Genomic DNA, 15,926 nt, shown 5'->3' on the forward strand with positions numbered 1-15,926 from the left:
GCGCCGCCCGGGTGGGTGGTTTAGACGTGGAGCAGGGTGGGAGCTGCCCCGAGCAGGGTGCGGGTGTAATCCTGGCTGGGGGTATCGAAGACCTGTTCGGCGCTGCCTTCTTCGACGATCTTTCCCTTATTCATCACGCAGATACGGTCAGAGACGTAGCGGACGGTCTGAATGTCGTGGGAAATGAAGACCATGCCGAGGAAGAGCTCTTCCTTGAGGTCTGAGAGCAGGTTGAGCACCTGGGCGCGCACCGAGACGTCGAGGGCGCTGGTGGGCTCGTCCGCCACAATAACCTTGGGTTCTAGGGCTAGGGCGCGGGCGATGGCGACGCGCTGGCGCTGGCCGCCAGAGATCTGGGAGGGCAGGGCGTCCGCTGCTGAGGCGGGCAGGCCCACCAGGTGCAGGAGCTCGCGGACGCGGCGGTCGCGCCCGGCCTTGTCGCCGATGCCGTGCACGTCCAGGGGGTCCTTGAGGATGTCTTGCACGGTCATGCGGGGGTTGAGGGCGGTGGAGGGGTCCTGGAAGACGATGGAGACGTCCGAACCGAACTCCTTGCGCAGGGCGGCGTTGCGCTTGAGGGCGCTCTTACCCTTGAAGAGCACGTCGCCCCCGGTGGGCTTTTGTAGCCCCACGATGATGGAGGCCAAGGTGGACTTGCCACAGCCCGATTCGCCGACCAGGCCGATGGTTTCGCCGCGGCGGATGGCCAGGTTCACCCCGTCCACAGCTTTGACAATGTTGGGTTTGAAGATACCGCCGGTGCGGGCCCGGTAGTGTACCTGCACGTCTTTGAGCTCGATGATGGGTTCGCTGACGCGGCGGACGGCGGCGCGGCCGGTGGTGTTGAGCAGGTTTTCTGCTGCGGGGGTCACAGGCTGGGTGTTCATGCTGTCTCCTGTGAAGTAGTGGCGGGGGCCAGGTGGGAGGCCCAGTGGTGGTCGGTATCGCCGGGGACGGGGGTGAAGACCAGCTTCTGCTCGGGGTCAGCATCGGGGCGCTGGGAGCGGGGGGCGAAGCGGTCGCCGGTGGCGAAGTCGGAGGGGGAGGGCACGGTGCCGGGAATCTGGTAGAGACGCTCGGAGCCGGACTCGATGGAGAGCACGGAGCCGAGTAGGCCTCGGGTGTATTCGTGCATGGGGTTGGTCAGAAGCTGGCTGGTGGAGCCTGCCTCTACAATCTGACCGGCGTACATGACCGAGATACGGTGGGCCACCTGGGCTACCAGGGCCAGGTCGTGCGATACGAAGATCATGGCGAAGCCCAGCTGTTCCCGCAGTTCGTTGAGGAGCTTGATAACTTCGGCCTGCACGGTAACGTCCAGGGCGGTGGTGGGCTCATCGGCAATAACCAGCTTGGGGGAGCGGGAAAGAGCCATGGCGATCAGGACGCGCTGACGCTGACCACCGGAGAGCTCGTGGGGGTAGGAGGCCAGGGTACGCTCGGGGTCGAGCTTGACCAGGCGCAGGAGCTCTTCGGGGCTCTTGCGACCGCCACGGCGGGTCAGCTGCTTCATCTGGTCCTTGATGAGCATGGAGGGGTTCAGGGAGCTGAGGGCATCCTGGTAGACCATGGAAATCACGGATCCACGCAGCTTCTGGAACTCGGCTTCTGAAGCCCCTACCAGTTCCTGGCCTTCAAAGAGCACGGAGCCGGTAATCTTGGCCTTCTTATCGAGCAGGCCGATGATCGCCAGGGAGGTGATGGATTTACCCGAGCCTGACTCACCCACCAGGCCCATGGTCTGGCCCTCGGTGACGGTGAAGGAGACACGGTCGACGACCGGGGTGTCACCGAAGCGTTCGGGGAAGTAGATGGAGAGGTCCTTGACTTCCAAGATGACGCGGGCGGACGCGTCCGCCTGCAGCCGGTCGGTACGGCGGGCTTCTGCCCCCTTGAGCTCTTCGAGCACACCTGCCAGGTTAGCTGCGGCGACGGCGTCCCTTTCGGCTGCCGAGCGGGAGCCAGCGTGCTTGACGGGCCCGCCCCAGGGGGTGGCGTCCTGCCCCTGTGCATCGGGGGAGGTGGCCGCGATGGACTTATCGTCGGCGGTGGAGGGCGCTGCGGTCAGGGCACCGGCGGTGGTGCCAGCGATAACGGAGGAGTCATCGATTTTGACCTTGCGGCGCAGCTTGGGGTTGACCATGGCGTCGGTCATGCCCTCAGAGAGCACGTTGAGGGCCAGCACGGTCAGCAGAATGACGGCACCTGCGAAGGTGGTAGCCCACCAGCCGCCTGCCAGTACCAGGGCGCGGCCGTCGGCGATGACGTTACCCCAGGAGGGGTTGGGCGGGCGCACACCGGCTGAGAGGAAGCTTAGGGATGCTTCGAGGATAATGGCGTCGGCGACCATGACGGTGGCGAAGACCAGCACGGGGGCGATGGTGTTGCGTACAACGTGCTTGAGCAGGATGTAGAAGCGGGGGGCTCCCATAACGCGCTCGGCGCGAACGTAGTCTTCGTCCCAGGCGGCCAGCACCTGGGCGCGGACCACACGGGCCAGCTGCGGGGTGTAGACCACGGCGATGGTGAAGATAATGGTGCCTACCGAGTTACCCAGGGAAGCCAGCAGGACGGCTGCTAGGGCAATGCCGGGGAAGGCCATGAGCACGTCCATGACGCGCATGATCAGCTCGGAGACGAACTTGGAGCTGGTCGCTGCCAGGGCACCAAGAATACCGCCCATGATGAGGGCCAGGGCAACAGCGCCCAAGCCGACCTGCAGGGAGGCACGGGCACCGTACATCAGACGGGAGAGGATGTCGCGGCCCTGGCGGTCGGTACCGAAGAGGTACTCGGAGTTGGGTGCGCCGATGGGGGCACCGGTGGAGGCCAGCGGGTCATGGGGAGCCAGCCAGGGGGCGAAAATCGCGACCAGGGCGATGATGGCGAGGAAGCTGAGGGCGATTTTGGAGCCGGTGGGGAGCGCCCTGAATCGGATGCCTGGCGCTGAGAGGCGTTCTGCTAGTCCGCTACGCATGGTTAGACGCTCCTGATACGGGGGTTGATGAGTAGGTAGAGCAGGTCAACGATGATGTTGACGAGCACGAAGGTGACGGCGATGGTGAGGACGACGCCCTGAACCAGGTTGATGTCGTTACCGGTGATGCCGATGAAGATGAGGTTGCCCATGCCGTTGAGGGAGAAAATCATTTCGATAACCACAGCACCGCCGAGCAGGTAGCCAATACGCAGGCCGAGCACGGTGACCGGGGTGATGAGGGCGTTGCGGAGCACATTCTTGGTGATGACCTCGCGGCGGGGTACGCCGTTGCCGATGGCGGTGCGCACGTAGTCCTTGTCGAGTTCTTCAACCATGGAGGTGCGGACGGTGCGGGTCAGGGAGGCGCTCACCGGGATAGCGAGGGCCACGGCGGGCAGGAACATGTGGGAGAGCCAGGTGCCAAAACCGCTGCCGGGAGGGGCTGAACCGCCGGTGGGGAACCAGCCCAGGGCGAGGGCGAAGTACTGGATCATCAGAATACCCAGCCAGAAGGAGGGGGTAGCGATGGAGGCCATGGAGAGCACACGGATAATCTGATCAGGCCAGCGGTCGCGGTAGAGGGCGGCGATGACGCCGAGAATCAAGGAGGCTACCGCAGCAATGAGCACGCCCAGGAAGGTCAGCTGCAAGGTGGTGGGGAAGGCTACCTTGATCTGGTCGATAACGGGCTGAGCCGGCGGAGTGGTCATGCCCAGGTCGAATCGGATAAGCCGGGAGAGGAAGGCGAAGTACTGGACGATGAGCGGGTCGTTGAGGCCCCGTGATTCTCGGTAGGCTTCTTTGGCTTCTTCTGAGGCGCCTTCACCCAGGGCGATGGTTGCTGGGTCGCCGGGGGTGAATTGCAGGATGACGAAGACCAAGATGGTGACGCCCAGAATCATGATGGGCAGGGCGATAAGGCGCCTGCCGAGCAGTCTGAGAAAGTTTGACACGGGTCTGGCTCCCTGAAGTTTTAGGACGGGGCCGGGGCAGCTTGGGGGTGGATGGGCGCCCCGGTGGGGTTAGAGGTCTTGTGTGGGGCCCGGCACCTGCCCAGTAGAGGGCGGGCAGGTGCCGAGCGGGGTGTGAAAAGGGGGTGTGATGTGTGGAAATGGGGTTACCTTTTCACGGGTTACCGGCTGATCCAGCTGGGGGAGGCTGGGCCGGTGGAACCACCTAGGCCTGAGTGGTGCCTACGTTCTGGAAGGACAGGCCGGTGGTGGGAATGGGGGCGAAGTCGGTGAGGGTATCAGCCGACCAGGCGGTAGGCAGCTTGCGGTGGAAGAGGGGGTAGAGGGGGACGTTCTCTGCCACGATGTCGAAGATGCCCTTCCAATCGGGGCTTTCAGATGAGACAGCCTCAGCCATGGCCTCCTGCAGCTGGGTGTATTCGGCGGTGGTGGACCAGCGGAAGCGCTTCTCGGGCCAGGTGGCACCGCGGTACCACCAGGAGAGCAGCAAGTCGGGGTCGTTGCCGAAGACGGAGGGATCGCCGGGGGCCAAGACGACATCGAAGTCACCGGTGTCGACGTAGTCGGAGTAGAGGGAGGAGCTCTGGGAGTCCTGCAGATTGACCTCGATACCGGCGTCCTTCAGGGATTCCTGAACCAGCTGGGAGCACTGCTTGACCCAGTCATGGTCGGTGGTGCGCAGGGTGATGGAGAGGTTCTCAACCCCGGCGTCCTTGAGCAGCTGCTGGGCCTTGGCCTTGTCGTAGGTGTAGACGGTGGAGGCCTCGGCGTAGTCGGGGTGTTCCTTGTGCAAGAAGGAGGTGGCTGCGGTGGCGTTGCCCAGCAGGCCGGTGGAGATGACCTTCTCGATGTCGATGGCGTAGAAGAGGGCCTGGCGTACTTCCTTCTTGTCGAAGGGGGCCTTGGCGCAGTTGAACATCATGAAGAGCAGGCCGAAAGACTGCACCGATTCAACGGTGACGCCGTTGGTGTTCTCCAGTACGGGGATGCTGTCGTAGGGCACGGACTCGATGGCCTGGACGCGCTGGGAGCTCATAGCGGTAACACGGGCTGAGGACTCTACCAGGATCAGCCACTTCATGTTCTTAGCGAGAGCGGGGCGGGGGCCGTTGTAGTCGTCGAAACGCTCGAAGGCGATGTGGTCGCCCTTGGTGGCAGAGACGAACTTGTAGGGGCCGGAGCCGATGGGGTGGGCACCGAAGGCCTCGATGTCATCGGTTGCCGAAGCGGGCATGATGTTGACCAGGGCGATGCGGTCAGCAAAGAGGGGGAAGGGCTGATTGAGCTTGAACTCTACGGTGGCGTCATCTACAGCGGTGACGGTGTCGATGAAGTAGAGGAACTGGCTGAAGAGGGATTCTTCTGAGGTGTAGAGCTCGAAGGTGGAGACAACGTCTGCGGCAGTAACCGCTGCGCCGTCGTGGAACTTAGCGCCTTCGCGCAGGGAGACGCGGTAGGTGGTCTCGTCAACGACCTCGGGGTCGCCGGTTGCCAGGGCGTTGTAGCGCGCGCGGGTAGCGGGGTCGAGGCCGTAGAGACCCTCGAAGATGTGCATGTTGGCGGCGAAGGGGGCTGCGCCTGATGCCTGCGAGGGGTCGAAGGTGGTGGAGACGTCGTAGGCGATAGCGGCGGTGATGGTGCCGTCGTTGTTGGCACCTGCGGCGTTGCCGCTAGCGGACGAGTCGGTGGTGGTTGATGAGTTACCGCAGGCTGCGATGGAGGCGGCAAAGGCGGTGGCTGCGCTGATACCGCCGGCAATCTTGAAGAAGCCGCGACGTGAGGTGTCAAATTCCTTGACTCGGGTGAGCTGTGACATCGATGTCTCACTCCTTTAGGGGCTGCGCTCCGGGAAGGAGCGGGAGGTTGTCTAACTAAAGTGGAGGTAGGACGTCCTACCTATATCCTGTATAGTAGTGACGGACGTCTAACTTGGTCAAGCAGAAGATGTAAGAATCAGTAGTATGAACCACCACGACTCATTCACCAGCACCCCGGCAGAAGCCGCCCTGCCCACCTTCCCGCCCCCGGCGTCCTCACTGAGCGCGGCCCAAAAACGCCAGCAGCAGCTGCAAAACGACATCATCGCCCTCATCTTCCGGCGCCAGCTGGGCCAGGGCGACCCCCTGCCCACCGAACAAGAGCTCATTGACGAGCTCGGGGTGGGCCGAAATTCCGTGCGAGAAGCCCTCAAAGTGCTTGAGGCCCTCGGCATCGTTGAGGTGCGCCACGGCTTTGGCACCTTCGTGGGCGGTAACGCCCTGACCTCCATGGCGCGGGCCCTGAGTTTCCGGGGCCAACTAGCCCTCTACCACGGCGGCCAGGAGGCCCTGGAGCTGGTTGAGGTGCGCGAAGCCCTCGAAGTCGGTTTGTTACGCGCGGTCATCCCAGTCATTACCCCCGACGAGCTGGCCAAAATCAAAGCCGCCTATGACGATATGGAAGCCAGCGTGCACAACGGCATCTGGCTGGCCGAATGCGACCAGCGCTTCCACGCCGCTATCTTCGAGCCTCTGGGCAACGAGCTGCTCTCCCGCATGCTCGATGTCTTCTGGCAGGTCTACAACAACATCTCTGGCGTGCTCGATACGGTAGCCCCCCTCGACGAGGGGCAAACCTGCACCCTGCTCGATGCCCACCGCAAGCTCTACGAGGCCATTCGAGATAAGGACGCGGACGCCGCCACCCGGCTTATGAGTGAACATTTTGTGGGTATTCGCGCCCGCCTCACCTCCTGGCAGGCCAACTGGCTTGCAGAAAAAGAAAGCTGAACCCGGCCGTCCTTTTATGACGTTTTATGACGCCGTAACTTTTTGTTGCGGTCACACACGTGACATATGACCCAAAAAGAAGCCGCATTGGGGAGCGGTGGCGCCACAGTGTTCTAATAGAAGAGGCGTCTAGCCTGGGCGCCCGAAACCACATCAGCACACAACGCTAGAGACGGTGCCGCTGAACCGTGGCCGCACACACCACTATTTCTCAACAGAAAGATTCATAGCCGTGAAGAAATTTGTTGCCACTCTGGCTCTCGTACCCCTCGCATTCGGTCTTGCAGCTTGCGGCTCATCCTCCAGCGACGACGTCGTCAAAATCGGCGTAGTAGGCACCGACCCCTCCAACGACAAGCTCGTCGAGGTCGCAAAGGCAGAGGGAATCAACATCGAAATCGTTGAATTCTCCGACTACACCCAGCCCAACCCCGCCCTGAGCTCCGGCGAAATCGACCTCAACTGGTTCCAGCACATCGCCTACCTCTCCAACTACAACGTAGAAGCTAACGACGACCTGCAGATCGTAGGCCCCACCGTTATCTACCCCATGGCGCTGTTCTCCAACAAGCACGACTCCATCTCAGCACTGCCCCAGGGCGCTGAAATCGCCATCCCCAACGACACCGTCAACGAAGCACGCGCCCTACTGCTGCTCGAAGCTAACGGCCTGGTCTCCTTCACCTCAGAAACCACCAGCCCCACCGTTGACGACATCGACACCGCTGCCTCCAAGGTCACCGTCACCCCCGTCGACGCAGCCCAGACCGTGCTGGCCCTCGAATCCGTTGACGGCTCCGTCATCAACAACGACTTCCTCAAGGACGCCGGCCTGAACCCCAAGGACGCCCTGGCCCAGGACGACCCCGCTAACGAGTCAGCCCGCCCCTACGTCAACCTCTTCGTCTCCACCGCCGATAACGCCGACAACGAGACCTACAAGAAGATCGTAGAGCTCTACCACACCGAAGAAGTACAGGCCGTGGTACAGGAAGACACCCAGGGCACCGCAGTAGAAGTAACCACCGAGGTCTCCGAACTGCGCTCCACCCTGGCAACCCTCGAAGAGCAGAAGCGCAACGGCTAAAACACTAGGTGAAAGCTCACCCTTGAGCTAGCTCACGCACCCCATAAGCGGCAGCCAACCTGCGGTAGGCTAGACACTTCGGCCCCGTCCGGTGCCCAGCTCTAGCCCCGCAGCGGCTGCCGCTTTGTGCACCCACCCCAGCAGGTGCGTCCGCCCGCAGCCACAGCAAGCCCCCAACCGAAGAAGAAGACATGACCGAACAGCGACTACAGCCAACCGGGCCCCAGCCCATGGTCGTGCTGAACAACGTGACCAAAGAGTTTAAGGTCGGCAAAAAAACCGTCACCGCCGTCAACGGCGTAGACCTCACCATCAACAAGGGTGAAATCTTCGCTATCATCGGCTACTCCGGTGCCGGTAAATCAACCCTGGTACGCCTGATCAACGGCCTAGAAGCCATCACCTCCGGCTCACTCACCGTCGACGGCTTTGAAATCGCAGGTAAACGCGAATCCCAGCTGCGCCAGGTGCGCACCAACATCGGCATGATCTTCCAGCAGTTCAACCTCATGAACTCCCGCACCGTTGCCGGCAACGTCGAATTCCCCCTCATCATCGCAGGCTGGGACAAGGCCAAGCGCGCCGAACGCGTAGCAGAGCTGCTGGACTTCGTAGGCCTGGCCGACAAGGCCAAAAACTACCCCGACCAGCTCTCCGGCGGTCAGAAACAGCGCGTCGGCATTGCCCGCGCCCTTGCCACCTCACCCTCCCTGCTGCTGGCTGACGAGTCCACCAGCGCCCTGGACCCCGAAACCACCGCTGAAGTGCTCGACCTGCTCAAAAAGGTCAACGCCGAGCTGGGCATCACCGTCATCGTCATTACCCACGAAATGGACGTCGTCTCCACCATCGCCGACCGCGTCGCCGTCATGGAAAATGGCCGTGTGGTCGAATCAGGCAACGTCTACGACGTCTTCTCCAACCCCCAAACCGAGGTCGCCCGCCGCTTCGTCGGCACCACCGTCAAGTCCCTACCCGTAGGCGACGAAGCCGCCGACCTCAAAGCCCGCCACAAGGGCTACCTCATCAACATCGAAATCACCGAAGGCAACAACGGCATCGGCAAGGTACTCTCCTACCTTGGCTCCCGCAACGTCTCCTTCAACATCGTGCAGGGCGGCCTCGAAACCCTGCAGGGCAAGAGCTACGGCAACCTCACCCTCGAACTGCTCGGTGATGTCACCAGCCTCGACGCCGTGGTCGCTGAGCTCAAGACCGTCACCCGCGTGCAGGAGGTACGCTAACCGTGGACTCAACCTTCGTCACCGACAAACTTATCCCCGCCCTCGGCGACACCCTCTACATGGTCTCACTGACCATGCTGGTCGCCGGTGCCCTAGGCATGATCTTCGGTCTGCTGCTCTACACCACCCGCCAGGGCAACATCCTGGCTAACCGCTTCGTCAACATCCTGCTGAACGTCGTGGTCAACGTGGTACGCCCCATCCCCTTCATCATCCTGCTCGCAGCCCTGGGCCCCCTAACCCAGATGGTGGTCGGCACCCGCCTGGGCGTCAACGCCGCAATCTTCGCCATGGTCTTCGGCGCAACCTTCGCCATCGCCCGCATCGTCGAGCAGAACATGGTCTCCATCGACCCCGGCGTCATTGAAGCAGCTCGTGCCATGGGCGCCTCCAAGATGCGTATTCTCTTCACCGTCATGATCCCCGAAGCCCTCGGCCCGCTGATCCTGGGCTACACCTTCCTGGTCATCGGCGTAGTCGACATGTCAGCTATGGCCGGTTACATCGGCGGTGGCGGCCTGGGTAAGGTCGCCCTGGTGGACGGCTACCAGCGCTTCAACGAAGTCATCACCTGGTCGGTTGTCGCCGTCATTATTATTCTGGTGCAGCTCATCCAGCTGGTGGGCAACATGCTGGCCCGCAAGGTCATGCGCCGATAAGGTAGCTCGGAGGACGTGCGGAGAGCGGGGCTGGCAGGCACGCTTGCGTCTGCGACCCTCTCATTCCTCGCCTGGGGGCTCGTCATGATTCACGCCAGCCCCGTGCCAGCAGACGCCGCGCATGCCTGCCAGCCCCAGCCAGCCGGCTCCCAGCGCATCCGTGTGTCCTCTTCTGACAGCCAGCCCCGAGCCAGTAGACGCCGCGCATGCCTGCCAGCCCCAGCCAGCCGGCCCCCAGCGCATCCGCGCGTCCTCTTCAGCCTGCCAGCCCCTCTTTCTGCTAGATACCCCAGTTTCGGTGCAGATACCCCGGGTAAAAACGGGGGTACTTGCATAAAAACCGGGGTAGCTAAGGGCCGGTTCCCCTGGGAGCCGGCCCTTTTGCTCTCTAGTCGTTTTTCTTGCCGCTAATCCAGGACGAGTCGTAGAGCCCTCCCACCCCCGGCCCGTTCCCGCCGTTTCGGCCAGAGCCGCGCTCAAGCTCCTGCTCGTAGAGACGCTCAGCAAAATCGGTGGGGCGCATGAGCCGCTCGTCATCCTCATCATCGTGGTCGGTGAACCGCGAGAGCGCAAAGATGCCGTACAGCAGGGCCGCAAAAAGCAGGAAGAAGAAGGCAAGCTCAGCCCACATAATCACGTAGTTACGGCGTAGCTCCGGGGTTGCGTCGCTGTAGATGGCAGGCACCACCAGAAAAGAAGCCACTGCCAGAATCACTGCCACGATAGTGAGGGAGTGTGGTAGCCAGTACCAGCGGCTGCGGGGCCGTTTGCCCTGCTGGGTGTCGGGGCCCGTCCGCGCCGGGCGGGCGGCGTCCTCTGACTCTAGCGGGGCGGACGCCTGCCCCGCCACCTGCTCCCCGGTAAAGGCCTGGGGCGGGAGGAAGTCGCGGTAGTAGGCGCGTTCGTCGTCGCTGAGGTCTTCGAGGCGGCGGCCGTAGCGGGAGGGGCGCGGGTTCTGCTCGGGGTCTGTCACTGCTCGTCCTTGAGAAGGTGGTGAGGGTTAGCGGTCGCGGTCGGGCAGGTGCCCTACCCAGGCGTCGAGCTGGGCGAGGAAGGCTGGGTCGGTGAAGGAGCTAAACCGCCCGATACCTGCTGTCAGTAGGGGAGTGGGGGTGGTAGCGTCCGGCTCTACTTGGTAAATCAGGCAGTTGGTGCCAGCTGCGGTTGCGGCGGTCATGCCGGTGACGGAGTCTTCCACGGTGAGGGCCTGCTCGGGGGCAAAGCCCAGGCGGCGGGTTGCTTCGAGGTAGATGTCGGGGGCGGGTTTGCCTTCTTTGACGTCGTGGAAGGAGACCCAGGTATCCAGGTAGGGGGCGTAGCCGAAGTGGGTGAGTTTTTTGGTCAGCAGTTTGCCGCCGGAGTTGGACGCCACTGCCATGGGAATTTTGGCTGAGAGCAGCTGAATGGCTCTGAGAGCACCGTCGATGGCGGTGACGCCGCGGTCGATGATGTCGAATTCGGTGGTGGTGATGGTGGTGTAGACGCTGTCGCGGAAGGCTTCGGGGGAGCCGTTGAATTCGGACGCCAGCGGGGTGAGGGCCGAGAGACGGTCGGCAAGATCCCCGGCTGAGATGCCGACGAGGGAGGCTTCGAGTTCGGGGGTGAGCTCTACCCGGTAGTGTTTGAACATTTCGGCCTGGATTTCGCCCCAGAGGGTTTCGGAGTCGAGCAGGACGCCGTCGCAGTCGAAGACGGCGCAGGCGGGGGCAAAGTTCGCGGGGGCTGAGTGAAGTTCAAACATGGTTCTATGCTCTCATACCGGGGTGGGCGGGAGCACCTGCGGCGTGGATTATGAGTGGGGCACCCCTCTTTCTAGGAGGATTCGGAGTGGATCTGTTCTAAGAATTCCTCAAATTTTTGTGGCGAAAAAGCTGCGTGAACAGCTTTGGGTCCCAATCTACATTTGCGATAAATGCTGGGCCGTCTGGAGAGGATACCGACTCAGCTATCTTTTTGTTATTAAAGAATTTCTTAGTGAGTTCGTGGGCGCTAAATTCAGCCCATGTGCTACCGGCGCTTATTCGGCTGATTTGCGGGTTCTGCCCTAAATCAAGTTCCTGTCGTATGAGCTAAGTATAAAGTAATAAGGACGCTGGAGCCCGCCCGCACAAACAAGCACAGACCCCAGCGCCCTATTGTCTTGCCAGAAGTGGAACAAGTAGAGGTTTAACGACTCAAATCCAGGCCTTCAATGCCAACAATGTCAGTATCTGAAAAAGGGAATTGCCAATAACCAACATCCACTGTCACCGTCTGACCCTCTAAAAGATCAATACGATCAGCAACTTCGTCATGGTTCAGTCCATTGCGGGGGCCGTAATATCTCATGCCCTCGCAGTCAAGGCTTTTAACATAAATATAATAACTACTAGAGGAGGACTTGGAACCAGATGATCCCGCAGCTGCCCCTGAAATGGTGCATTCTTTTTCGTAGTTGAAGATTTTGTTGAAGGGGGTGGCAAATAATAGTGAAGTGACACTAAATACCATAGGCCCAACAAGCAATAAGAAAAGAAAACCAGCAAAAATCCTCCCTCGAAGAGTCTTAGCCCTGCCAGTACCCACCGAGGATTCTTCAGCACCTGAGTCGTTCATCTTTGATGTCTCATTCACTTTCATTACTCCTTACACTCTCATCCACAATAACCTTCCCCACCGACGTCATACCACCAGCAGCACCAAGAACCGTGTGATACACAATCTCGGTTACATTAGACCTGTTCTTCCGAGTATCACAAAGAGCCTGCTTCAGAGCCATCAGAAGCATATCGAGAGTATGTAAAATCGAGGAAACACCCCAGCCTACAGTTTTCCGACTGAAGACATCAGTAATGAAAGCTGTGTAGCAGAACCCGCTATCTGTACGGACATAAGTAAAGACTGCGCCATACAGGTGATCCGGTGCAATGGCGGGTAAATTTACGGTTCACCAGTACAAGCGCTTAAAGAAGCAACCTAAAATATTTAATTCAGCCGTAGGAAACTCAATGTCACAACAGCGAATATCTTGGGCGGACGCTCCGCTATGGCGCAAAGTCGCAGTCATTGTACTAGCACCTTGCTCTGTACTTCTCTTCATCGGTCTTGGTGCCTCCTACGTATTAGATCTATTCTTCCCCGGCACCTAAGTCTGCACCGTAGACTCAGTGCGACTACGTAACAGCTCAGGAGGCAATGGAGGGGCGACCGCATCAAGATCAGTCCGCATTGAAAGTAGCGATTGCGGCCTTATCGTCATTACCTCCGTGCGGTACTCAGGGGATACAGATATGAATGAGGCTGCACTTGTGGAATTTTTGCAAGATCATCAAGGGGAGAAGTTTGAATTTGTTACGGATTTTATTCAATTCCCAGATGCATTAGGCGCACAAGGTATTACGTCTACTCAGTCTATCGAATAATAGCTTTAAGCCTTCCTCTACGAATTAACGGGAGTCTTTTGCTTCATTGCCGCTGCCGGGTTGTATTAGGTAACTGATGCCATTAGATAGCCTAGATAGGATCCTTTACTTCCGGATAGGATACCCTTCGAGATCAGCAGCTTTAGCTTCATAAGGCCATGTGAACAAGCGGATTGGCCCAACATAAAAACGAACTCTCTCGTTCTTTTTCTTATTCAATTCATCGGCTAGATCCTGCGCTGTATCAAAACCATCGTTGTACATTCGTACAAAAACAATAGTTCCACACTCTTGTGTCTTAACTGTCACACTTGGGGTTGAAGCAGAGGTTTTTACACCTCCCCCGCCATTACTTCCAGTGGCACTGATGACAGTGCAGTCAATAGGGCGATCGAAGTTTAAATTAATCAGATAATACCCGCCTGTAATAATCAAAAACCCAACAAGAATAAAAGTGAACAATTTACCGCCAGGTCTATGATTAGCCTCCTGCTTCACGATGTGACGCTGGTTAGTGATTATTTTATTTTCTTCATTATTTTTTTTCATAGATTACTGGCTCTCTTGATCTATTGGCACTCCTGGAATGTCTCCTTTTAGAAGATCGCGACGACTCAAGCTCACACTGTCCAGGTGGTTAGGAACTGTGTCATCAATTATTTGACTTGTCCTTGCATCAATATACTTTCCAGAAGATGTAGAACCACCCGTCAAAGAGTTTTTAAATCCCTCTTCAATAAATTTCAATGGAGTTTTCTCTTGATTGTCATTGTTCGGCGATAACAAATAGTTGGTACCACCAGCTGCAAAATCAGTTATCCGGTCAATCGCCACCTTCTCTATACCTTGTGCTCCTCGAAGCACAACAGTACCTTCGGCAACGCCTGGCGTTAACATACCAAGCCCAAAACCAGTCCCCGCAGCATGCACAACACCAGAAACCGTAGGCTTATACCCATTTTCAGCATTGAACCAATAACCACCAGCATTATTCACTGCCCCAGAAACAGCACCCTCCACTGCCTCACTCACCACACCAGCACTAGTGTACTGCCCAGCTATATTCTTCCCCCACTGGCCAGCAACCTGCACAGCAGGCTGCGCTTTAGAGAGCACTGGAGCAGCAGCTGATGAGATACGAGAAGTTACCGGTGAGGCAAAGGACGCAAGTCTTGATGCCGCAGGCGCTGTCCAAGATCGTGCTGCCCCGAATGCACTTGAGATTCCAGACCGTGTGCTCGATAGTGCTGAACCGATTTTAGTAACAGCAGCACTGTTGGTGAAGGTGCTGGCGAATCTGGAGGACGCTAGCGCTGAGGTTCCCATGCTTGCTAGTTTTCCTAGCCCTCCACTAACGAAACCTACTGCACCGTCAACCAGAGATTTTTTGAGGCTTACTTTTCCGCCGAAGATTTTTTGGGTTGCAACTGATGCGCCGAAAGATAATAGTCCGCCGACTGCTGCCATGCCCAGCCATCCGAGGGGGCCGGTTGCCATGATGGCTATACCTGCCACGATGGTTGCTGCTGCGATGAGTCCTGCATGGTCGTTGAGGAATTGTTCGGCATGGCGGTATAGGCGTTCTCCTGCCCGGCCTCGGACATCAGCCCGGTACTCCCGAAACTCCCCAGCCGTCATCGGAGACAAACCCCACGGATCCACCAAACCCACCGGAGCATTCCCCACAAACGCATACACATTCGCACCCCAACCAGCACCAGCTGGGGAGGCAAGAGGATCAACCGAGATAAACCCACGAGCTACCGGGTCATAGACACGCGCACCCAGGATCTCCAGACCAGCAACCTGCAAAGATCCAGCAACCGTCACCCCAAAGAAAGGTTCTAGTAAACAATCAGGACGACGCCGTCCCTGGCTATGAGGATAAAAGGAAGGGGTAATGGTACCCAACAAGACACCAGCACCCCACAAACCTACAAACGATACCCATACCCCAGTGCATAATCCCCCTCAGCAGGTAACTGAAAAGGAGGAAACACCAACACCACCTGCTGACCCCGATACCCATCTAACTCAGCAGCCATCTCATCCCAAGACCCAGCAGGAGAAGGAGACAAAACCTTAGACACATAGACAGTTCCGCACTCCTGCGTACGGATCTTCAACTTAGTACTGGAAGTTGATAACCCGCCGGTACCACTGCGGTTATTGGAGACTTCTGCAGAGATGATGGTGCACTGCTTATCAATAGGATTCTTTTGACTATATGCGTTATACAAAGGAACGCCAATCATAGATAAAAAACTGAGGAAAACAATAATCAGTAGGAAAAAAGTAACCCATTTTCTAGGCTTTTTGTTTCCTTTTTTGCTTAATTCATCAGTAAAAAATATATTCATTTTTCTACTCATTAAGGTAACGGTGTGACGGGTCGAATTGCGTCCGCAGACGAAGAAGAAATTCCGCCTGAGACGCCACTGAGCATGCTCTTAAGGCCCTCCTTATTGGCATCTGTGATATTCAAGGAATTCTCCTGGGGAGTAGCGACATAATTGAATACACCTAGAGCATAGTCGGCACCTCTATCAATACCGTAACCAGCTATATTTTCCACGGCGGATCCCGATAGGTAGTTCTGCCTCAACGGCGTTACCCTCGGCGACAACACCCCAACCCCCAAACCAGAAACCGTCGCCCGAACATAACCACCCACAGTATGCTCCTGAAATGATATGTACTGGGTTTCGGTCACACCCACCACCCAAAAAACTAACACATCACACAATATCAACTAAAACATCATCAACCACCTCCTGCGGAGTCCGATAACCAAGGCCAGCATGCAACCGCCGCTG

The 15,926-nt window shown here is 58.5% G+C and carries 15 protein-coding genes; 5 read left to right on the forward strand and 10 right to left on the reverse strand.

Annotated elements, in window-relative coordinates:
- Positions 1 to 20 precede the first annotated feature (20 nt).
- The 4 genes from L7A20_RS01810 to L7A20_RS01825 all read right to left on the reverse strand — a co-directional run bounded on the left by L7A20_RS01810 (position 21) and on the right by L7A20_RS01825 (position 5,767).
- A complete protein-coding gene (locus L7A20_RS01810; protein ID WP_237222188.1) occupies positions 21 to 887 on the reverse strand; it encodes an ATP-binding cassette domain-containing protein in 867 nt (288 codons plus the stop codon).
- Positions 884 to 2,977 (reverse strand): dipeptide/oligopeptide/nickel ABC transporter permease/ATP-binding protein, encoded by a 2,094-nt coding sequence (locus L7A20_RS01815; RefSeq protein WP_237222189.1) that lies wholly within the window; start codon positions 2,975 to 2,977, stop codon positions 884 to 886. The genes L7A20_RS01810 and L7A20_RS01815 overlap by 4 nt, the downstream gene beginning before the upstream one ends.
- Positions 2,978 to 2,979: 2 nt before the next feature.
- Positions 2,980 to 3,933 (reverse strand): ABC transporter permease, encoded by a 954-nt coding sequence (locus L7A20_RS01820; protein ID WP_237222190.1) that lies wholly within the window; start codon positions 3,931 to 3,933, stop codon positions 2,980 to 2,982.
- 223 nt (positions 3,934 to 4,156) lie between these two features.
- Positions 4,157 to 5,767: an ABC transporter substrate-binding protein gene (locus tag L7A20_RS01825; protein WP_237222191.1), complete on the reverse strand. Its 1,611-nt coding sequence runs from the start codon at positions 5,765 to 5,767 to the stop codon at positions 4,157 to 4,159.
- Positions 5,768 to 5,912: 145 nt separating this feature from the next.
- Here L7A20_RS01825 and L7A20_RS01830 point away from each other — a divergent pair, with 145 nt between their 5' ends.
- The 4 genes from L7A20_RS01830 (at position 5,913) to L7A20_RS01845 (ending at position 9,709) form a co-directional block, all read left to right on the forward strand.
- Positions 5,913 to 6,719, forward strand: coding sequence for a FadR/GntR family transcriptional regulator (locus L7A20_RS01830; protein WP_237222192.1), 807 nt, complete (start codon positions 5,913 to 5,915; stop codon positions 6,717 to 6,719).
- 232 nt (positions 6,720 to 6,951) lie between these two features.
- Complete coding sequence (locus tag L7A20_RS01835; protein ID WP_237222193.1) at positions 6,952 to 7,806, forward strand: MetQ/NlpA family ABC transporter substrate-binding protein; 855 nt, start codon at positions 6,952 to 6,954, stop codon at positions 7,804 to 7,806.
- Between the two features lie 191 nt (positions 7,807 to 7,997).
- A complete protein-coding gene (locus tag L7A20_RS01840; protein ID WP_237222194.1) occupies positions 7,998 to 9,050 on the forward strand; it encodes a methionine ABC transporter ATP-binding protein in 1,053 nt (350 codons plus the stop codon).
- A gap of 59 nt (positions 9,051 to 9,109) precedes the next feature.
- The gene (locus L7A20_RS01845; protein ID WP_185174719.1) at positions 9,110 to 9,709 is read left to right on the forward strand and encodes a methionine ABC transporter permease; all 600 of its coding nucleotides are present in this window, start codon (positions 9,110 to 9,112) and stop codon (positions 9,707 to 9,709) included.
- A gap of 388 nt (positions 9,710 to 10,097) precedes the next feature.
- Here the strand turns inward: L7A20_RS01845 and L7A20_RS01850 are convergent, their stop codons facing one another.
- The 3 genes from L7A20_RS01850 to L7A20_RS01860 all read right to left on the reverse strand — a co-directional run bounded on the left by L7A20_RS01850 (position 10,098) and on the right by L7A20_RS01860 (position 12,322).
- Entirely contained in the window at positions 10,098 to 10,682 is a 585-nt protein-coding gene (locus tag L7A20_RS01850; protein WP_237222195.1) for a hypothetical protein, read from the reverse strand.
- 27 nt (positions 10,683 to 10,709) lie between these two features.
- Complete coding sequence (locus L7A20_RS01855; RefSeq protein ID WP_237222196.1) at positions 10,710 to 11,450, reverse strand: HAD family hydrolase; 741 nt, start codon at positions 11,448 to 11,450, stop codon at positions 10,710 to 10,712.
- Positions 11,451 to 11,875: 425 nt separating this feature from the next.
- Positions 11,876 to 12,322, reverse strand: coding sequence for a hypothetical protein (locus L7A20_RS01860; protein ID WP_237199578.1), 447 nt, complete (start codon positions 12,320 to 12,322; stop codon positions 11,876 to 11,878).
- Between the two features lie 656 nt (positions 12,323 to 12,978).
- Here L7A20_RS01860 and L7A20_RS11965 point away from each other — a divergent pair.
- Positions 12,979 to 13,110: a hypothetical protein gene (locus L7A20_RS11965; RefSeq protein WP_272879201.1), complete on the forward strand. Its 132-nt coding sequence runs from the start codon at positions 12,979 to 12,981 to the stop codon at positions 13,108 to 13,110.
- Between the two features lie 105 nt (positions 13,111 to 13,215).
- Here the strand turns inward: L7A20_RS11965 and L7A20_RS01870 are convergent, their stop codons facing one another.
- The 3 genes from L7A20_RS01870 to L7A20_RS01880 are packed head-to-tail and all read right to left on the reverse strand — an operon-like array spanning position 13,216 to position 15,470.
- Positions 13,216 to 13,659, reverse strand: a complete 444-nt coding sequence (locus tag L7A20_RS01870) for a hypothetical protein (protein WP_237222197.1) — start codon at positions 13,657 to 13,659, stop codon at positions 13,216 to 13,218.
- Between the two features lie 3 nt (positions 13,660 to 13,662).
- The gene (locus L7A20_RS01875; RefSeq protein WP_237222198.1) at positions 13,663 to 15,021 is read right to left on the reverse strand and encodes an RHS repeat-associated core domain-containing protein; all 1,359 of its coding nucleotides are present in this window, start codon (positions 15,019 to 15,021) and stop codon (positions 13,663 to 13,665) included.
- 23 nt (positions 15,022 to 15,044) lie between these two features.
- Entirely contained in the window at positions 15,045 to 15,470 is a 426-nt protein-coding gene (locus L7A20_RS01880) for a hypothetical protein (protein WP_237222199.1), read from the reverse strand.
- Positions 15,471 to 15,926: the final 456 nt, after the last annotated feature.

This window comes from Rothia nasimurium, assembly GCF_928381415.1.
In the GTDB taxonomy this organism is placed as follows: domain Bacteria; phylum Actinomycetota; class Actinomycetes; order Actinomycetales; family Micrococcaceae; genus Rothia; species Rothia nasimurium_H.

Excerpts from the sequence above, each read along its gene's own strand:
- L7A20_RS01870 (WP_237222197.1), bottom strand. The coding sequence starts at position 13,659 with ATGAAAAAAAATAATGAAGAAAATAAAATAATCACTAACCAGCGTCAC.
- L7A20_RS01855 (WP_237222196.1), bottom strand. The coding sequence starts at position 11,450 with ATGTTTGAACTTCACTCAGCCCCCGCGAACTTTGCCCCCGCCTGCGCC.
- L7A20_RS11965 (WP_272879201.1), top strand. The coding sequence starts at position 12,979 with ATGAATGAGGCTGCACTTGTGGAATTTTTGCAAGATCATCAAGGGGAG.
- L7A20_RS01840 (WP_237222194.1), top strand. The coding sequence starts at position 7,998 with ATGACCGAACAGCGACTACAGCCAACCGGGCCCCAGCCCATGGTCGTG.
- L7A20_RS01815 (WP_237222189.1), bottom strand. The coding sequence starts at position 2,977 with ATGCGTAGCGGACTAGCAGAACGCCTCTCAGCGCCAGGCATCCGATTC.
- L7A20_RS01845 (WP_185174719.1), top strand. The coding sequence starts at position 9,110 with ATGGTCTCACTGACCATGCTGGTCGCCGGTGCCCTAGGCATGATCTTC.
- L7A20_RS01880 (WP_237222199.1), bottom strand. The coding sequence starts at position 15,470 with ATGAATATATTTTTTACTGATGAATTAAGCAAAAAAGGAAACAAAAAG.
- L7A20_RS01825 (WP_237222191.1), bottom strand. The coding sequence starts at position 5,767 with ATGTCACAGCTCACCCGAGTCAAGGAATTTGACACCTCACGTCGCGGC.
- L7A20_RS01810 (WP_237222188.1), bottom strand. The coding sequence starts at position 887 with ATGAACACCCAGCCTGTGACCCCCGCAGCAGAAAACCTGCTCAACACC.
- L7A20_RS01830 (WP_237222192.1), top strand. The coding sequence starts at position 5,913 with ATGAACCACCACGACTCATTCACCAGCACCCCGGCAGAAGCCGCCCTG.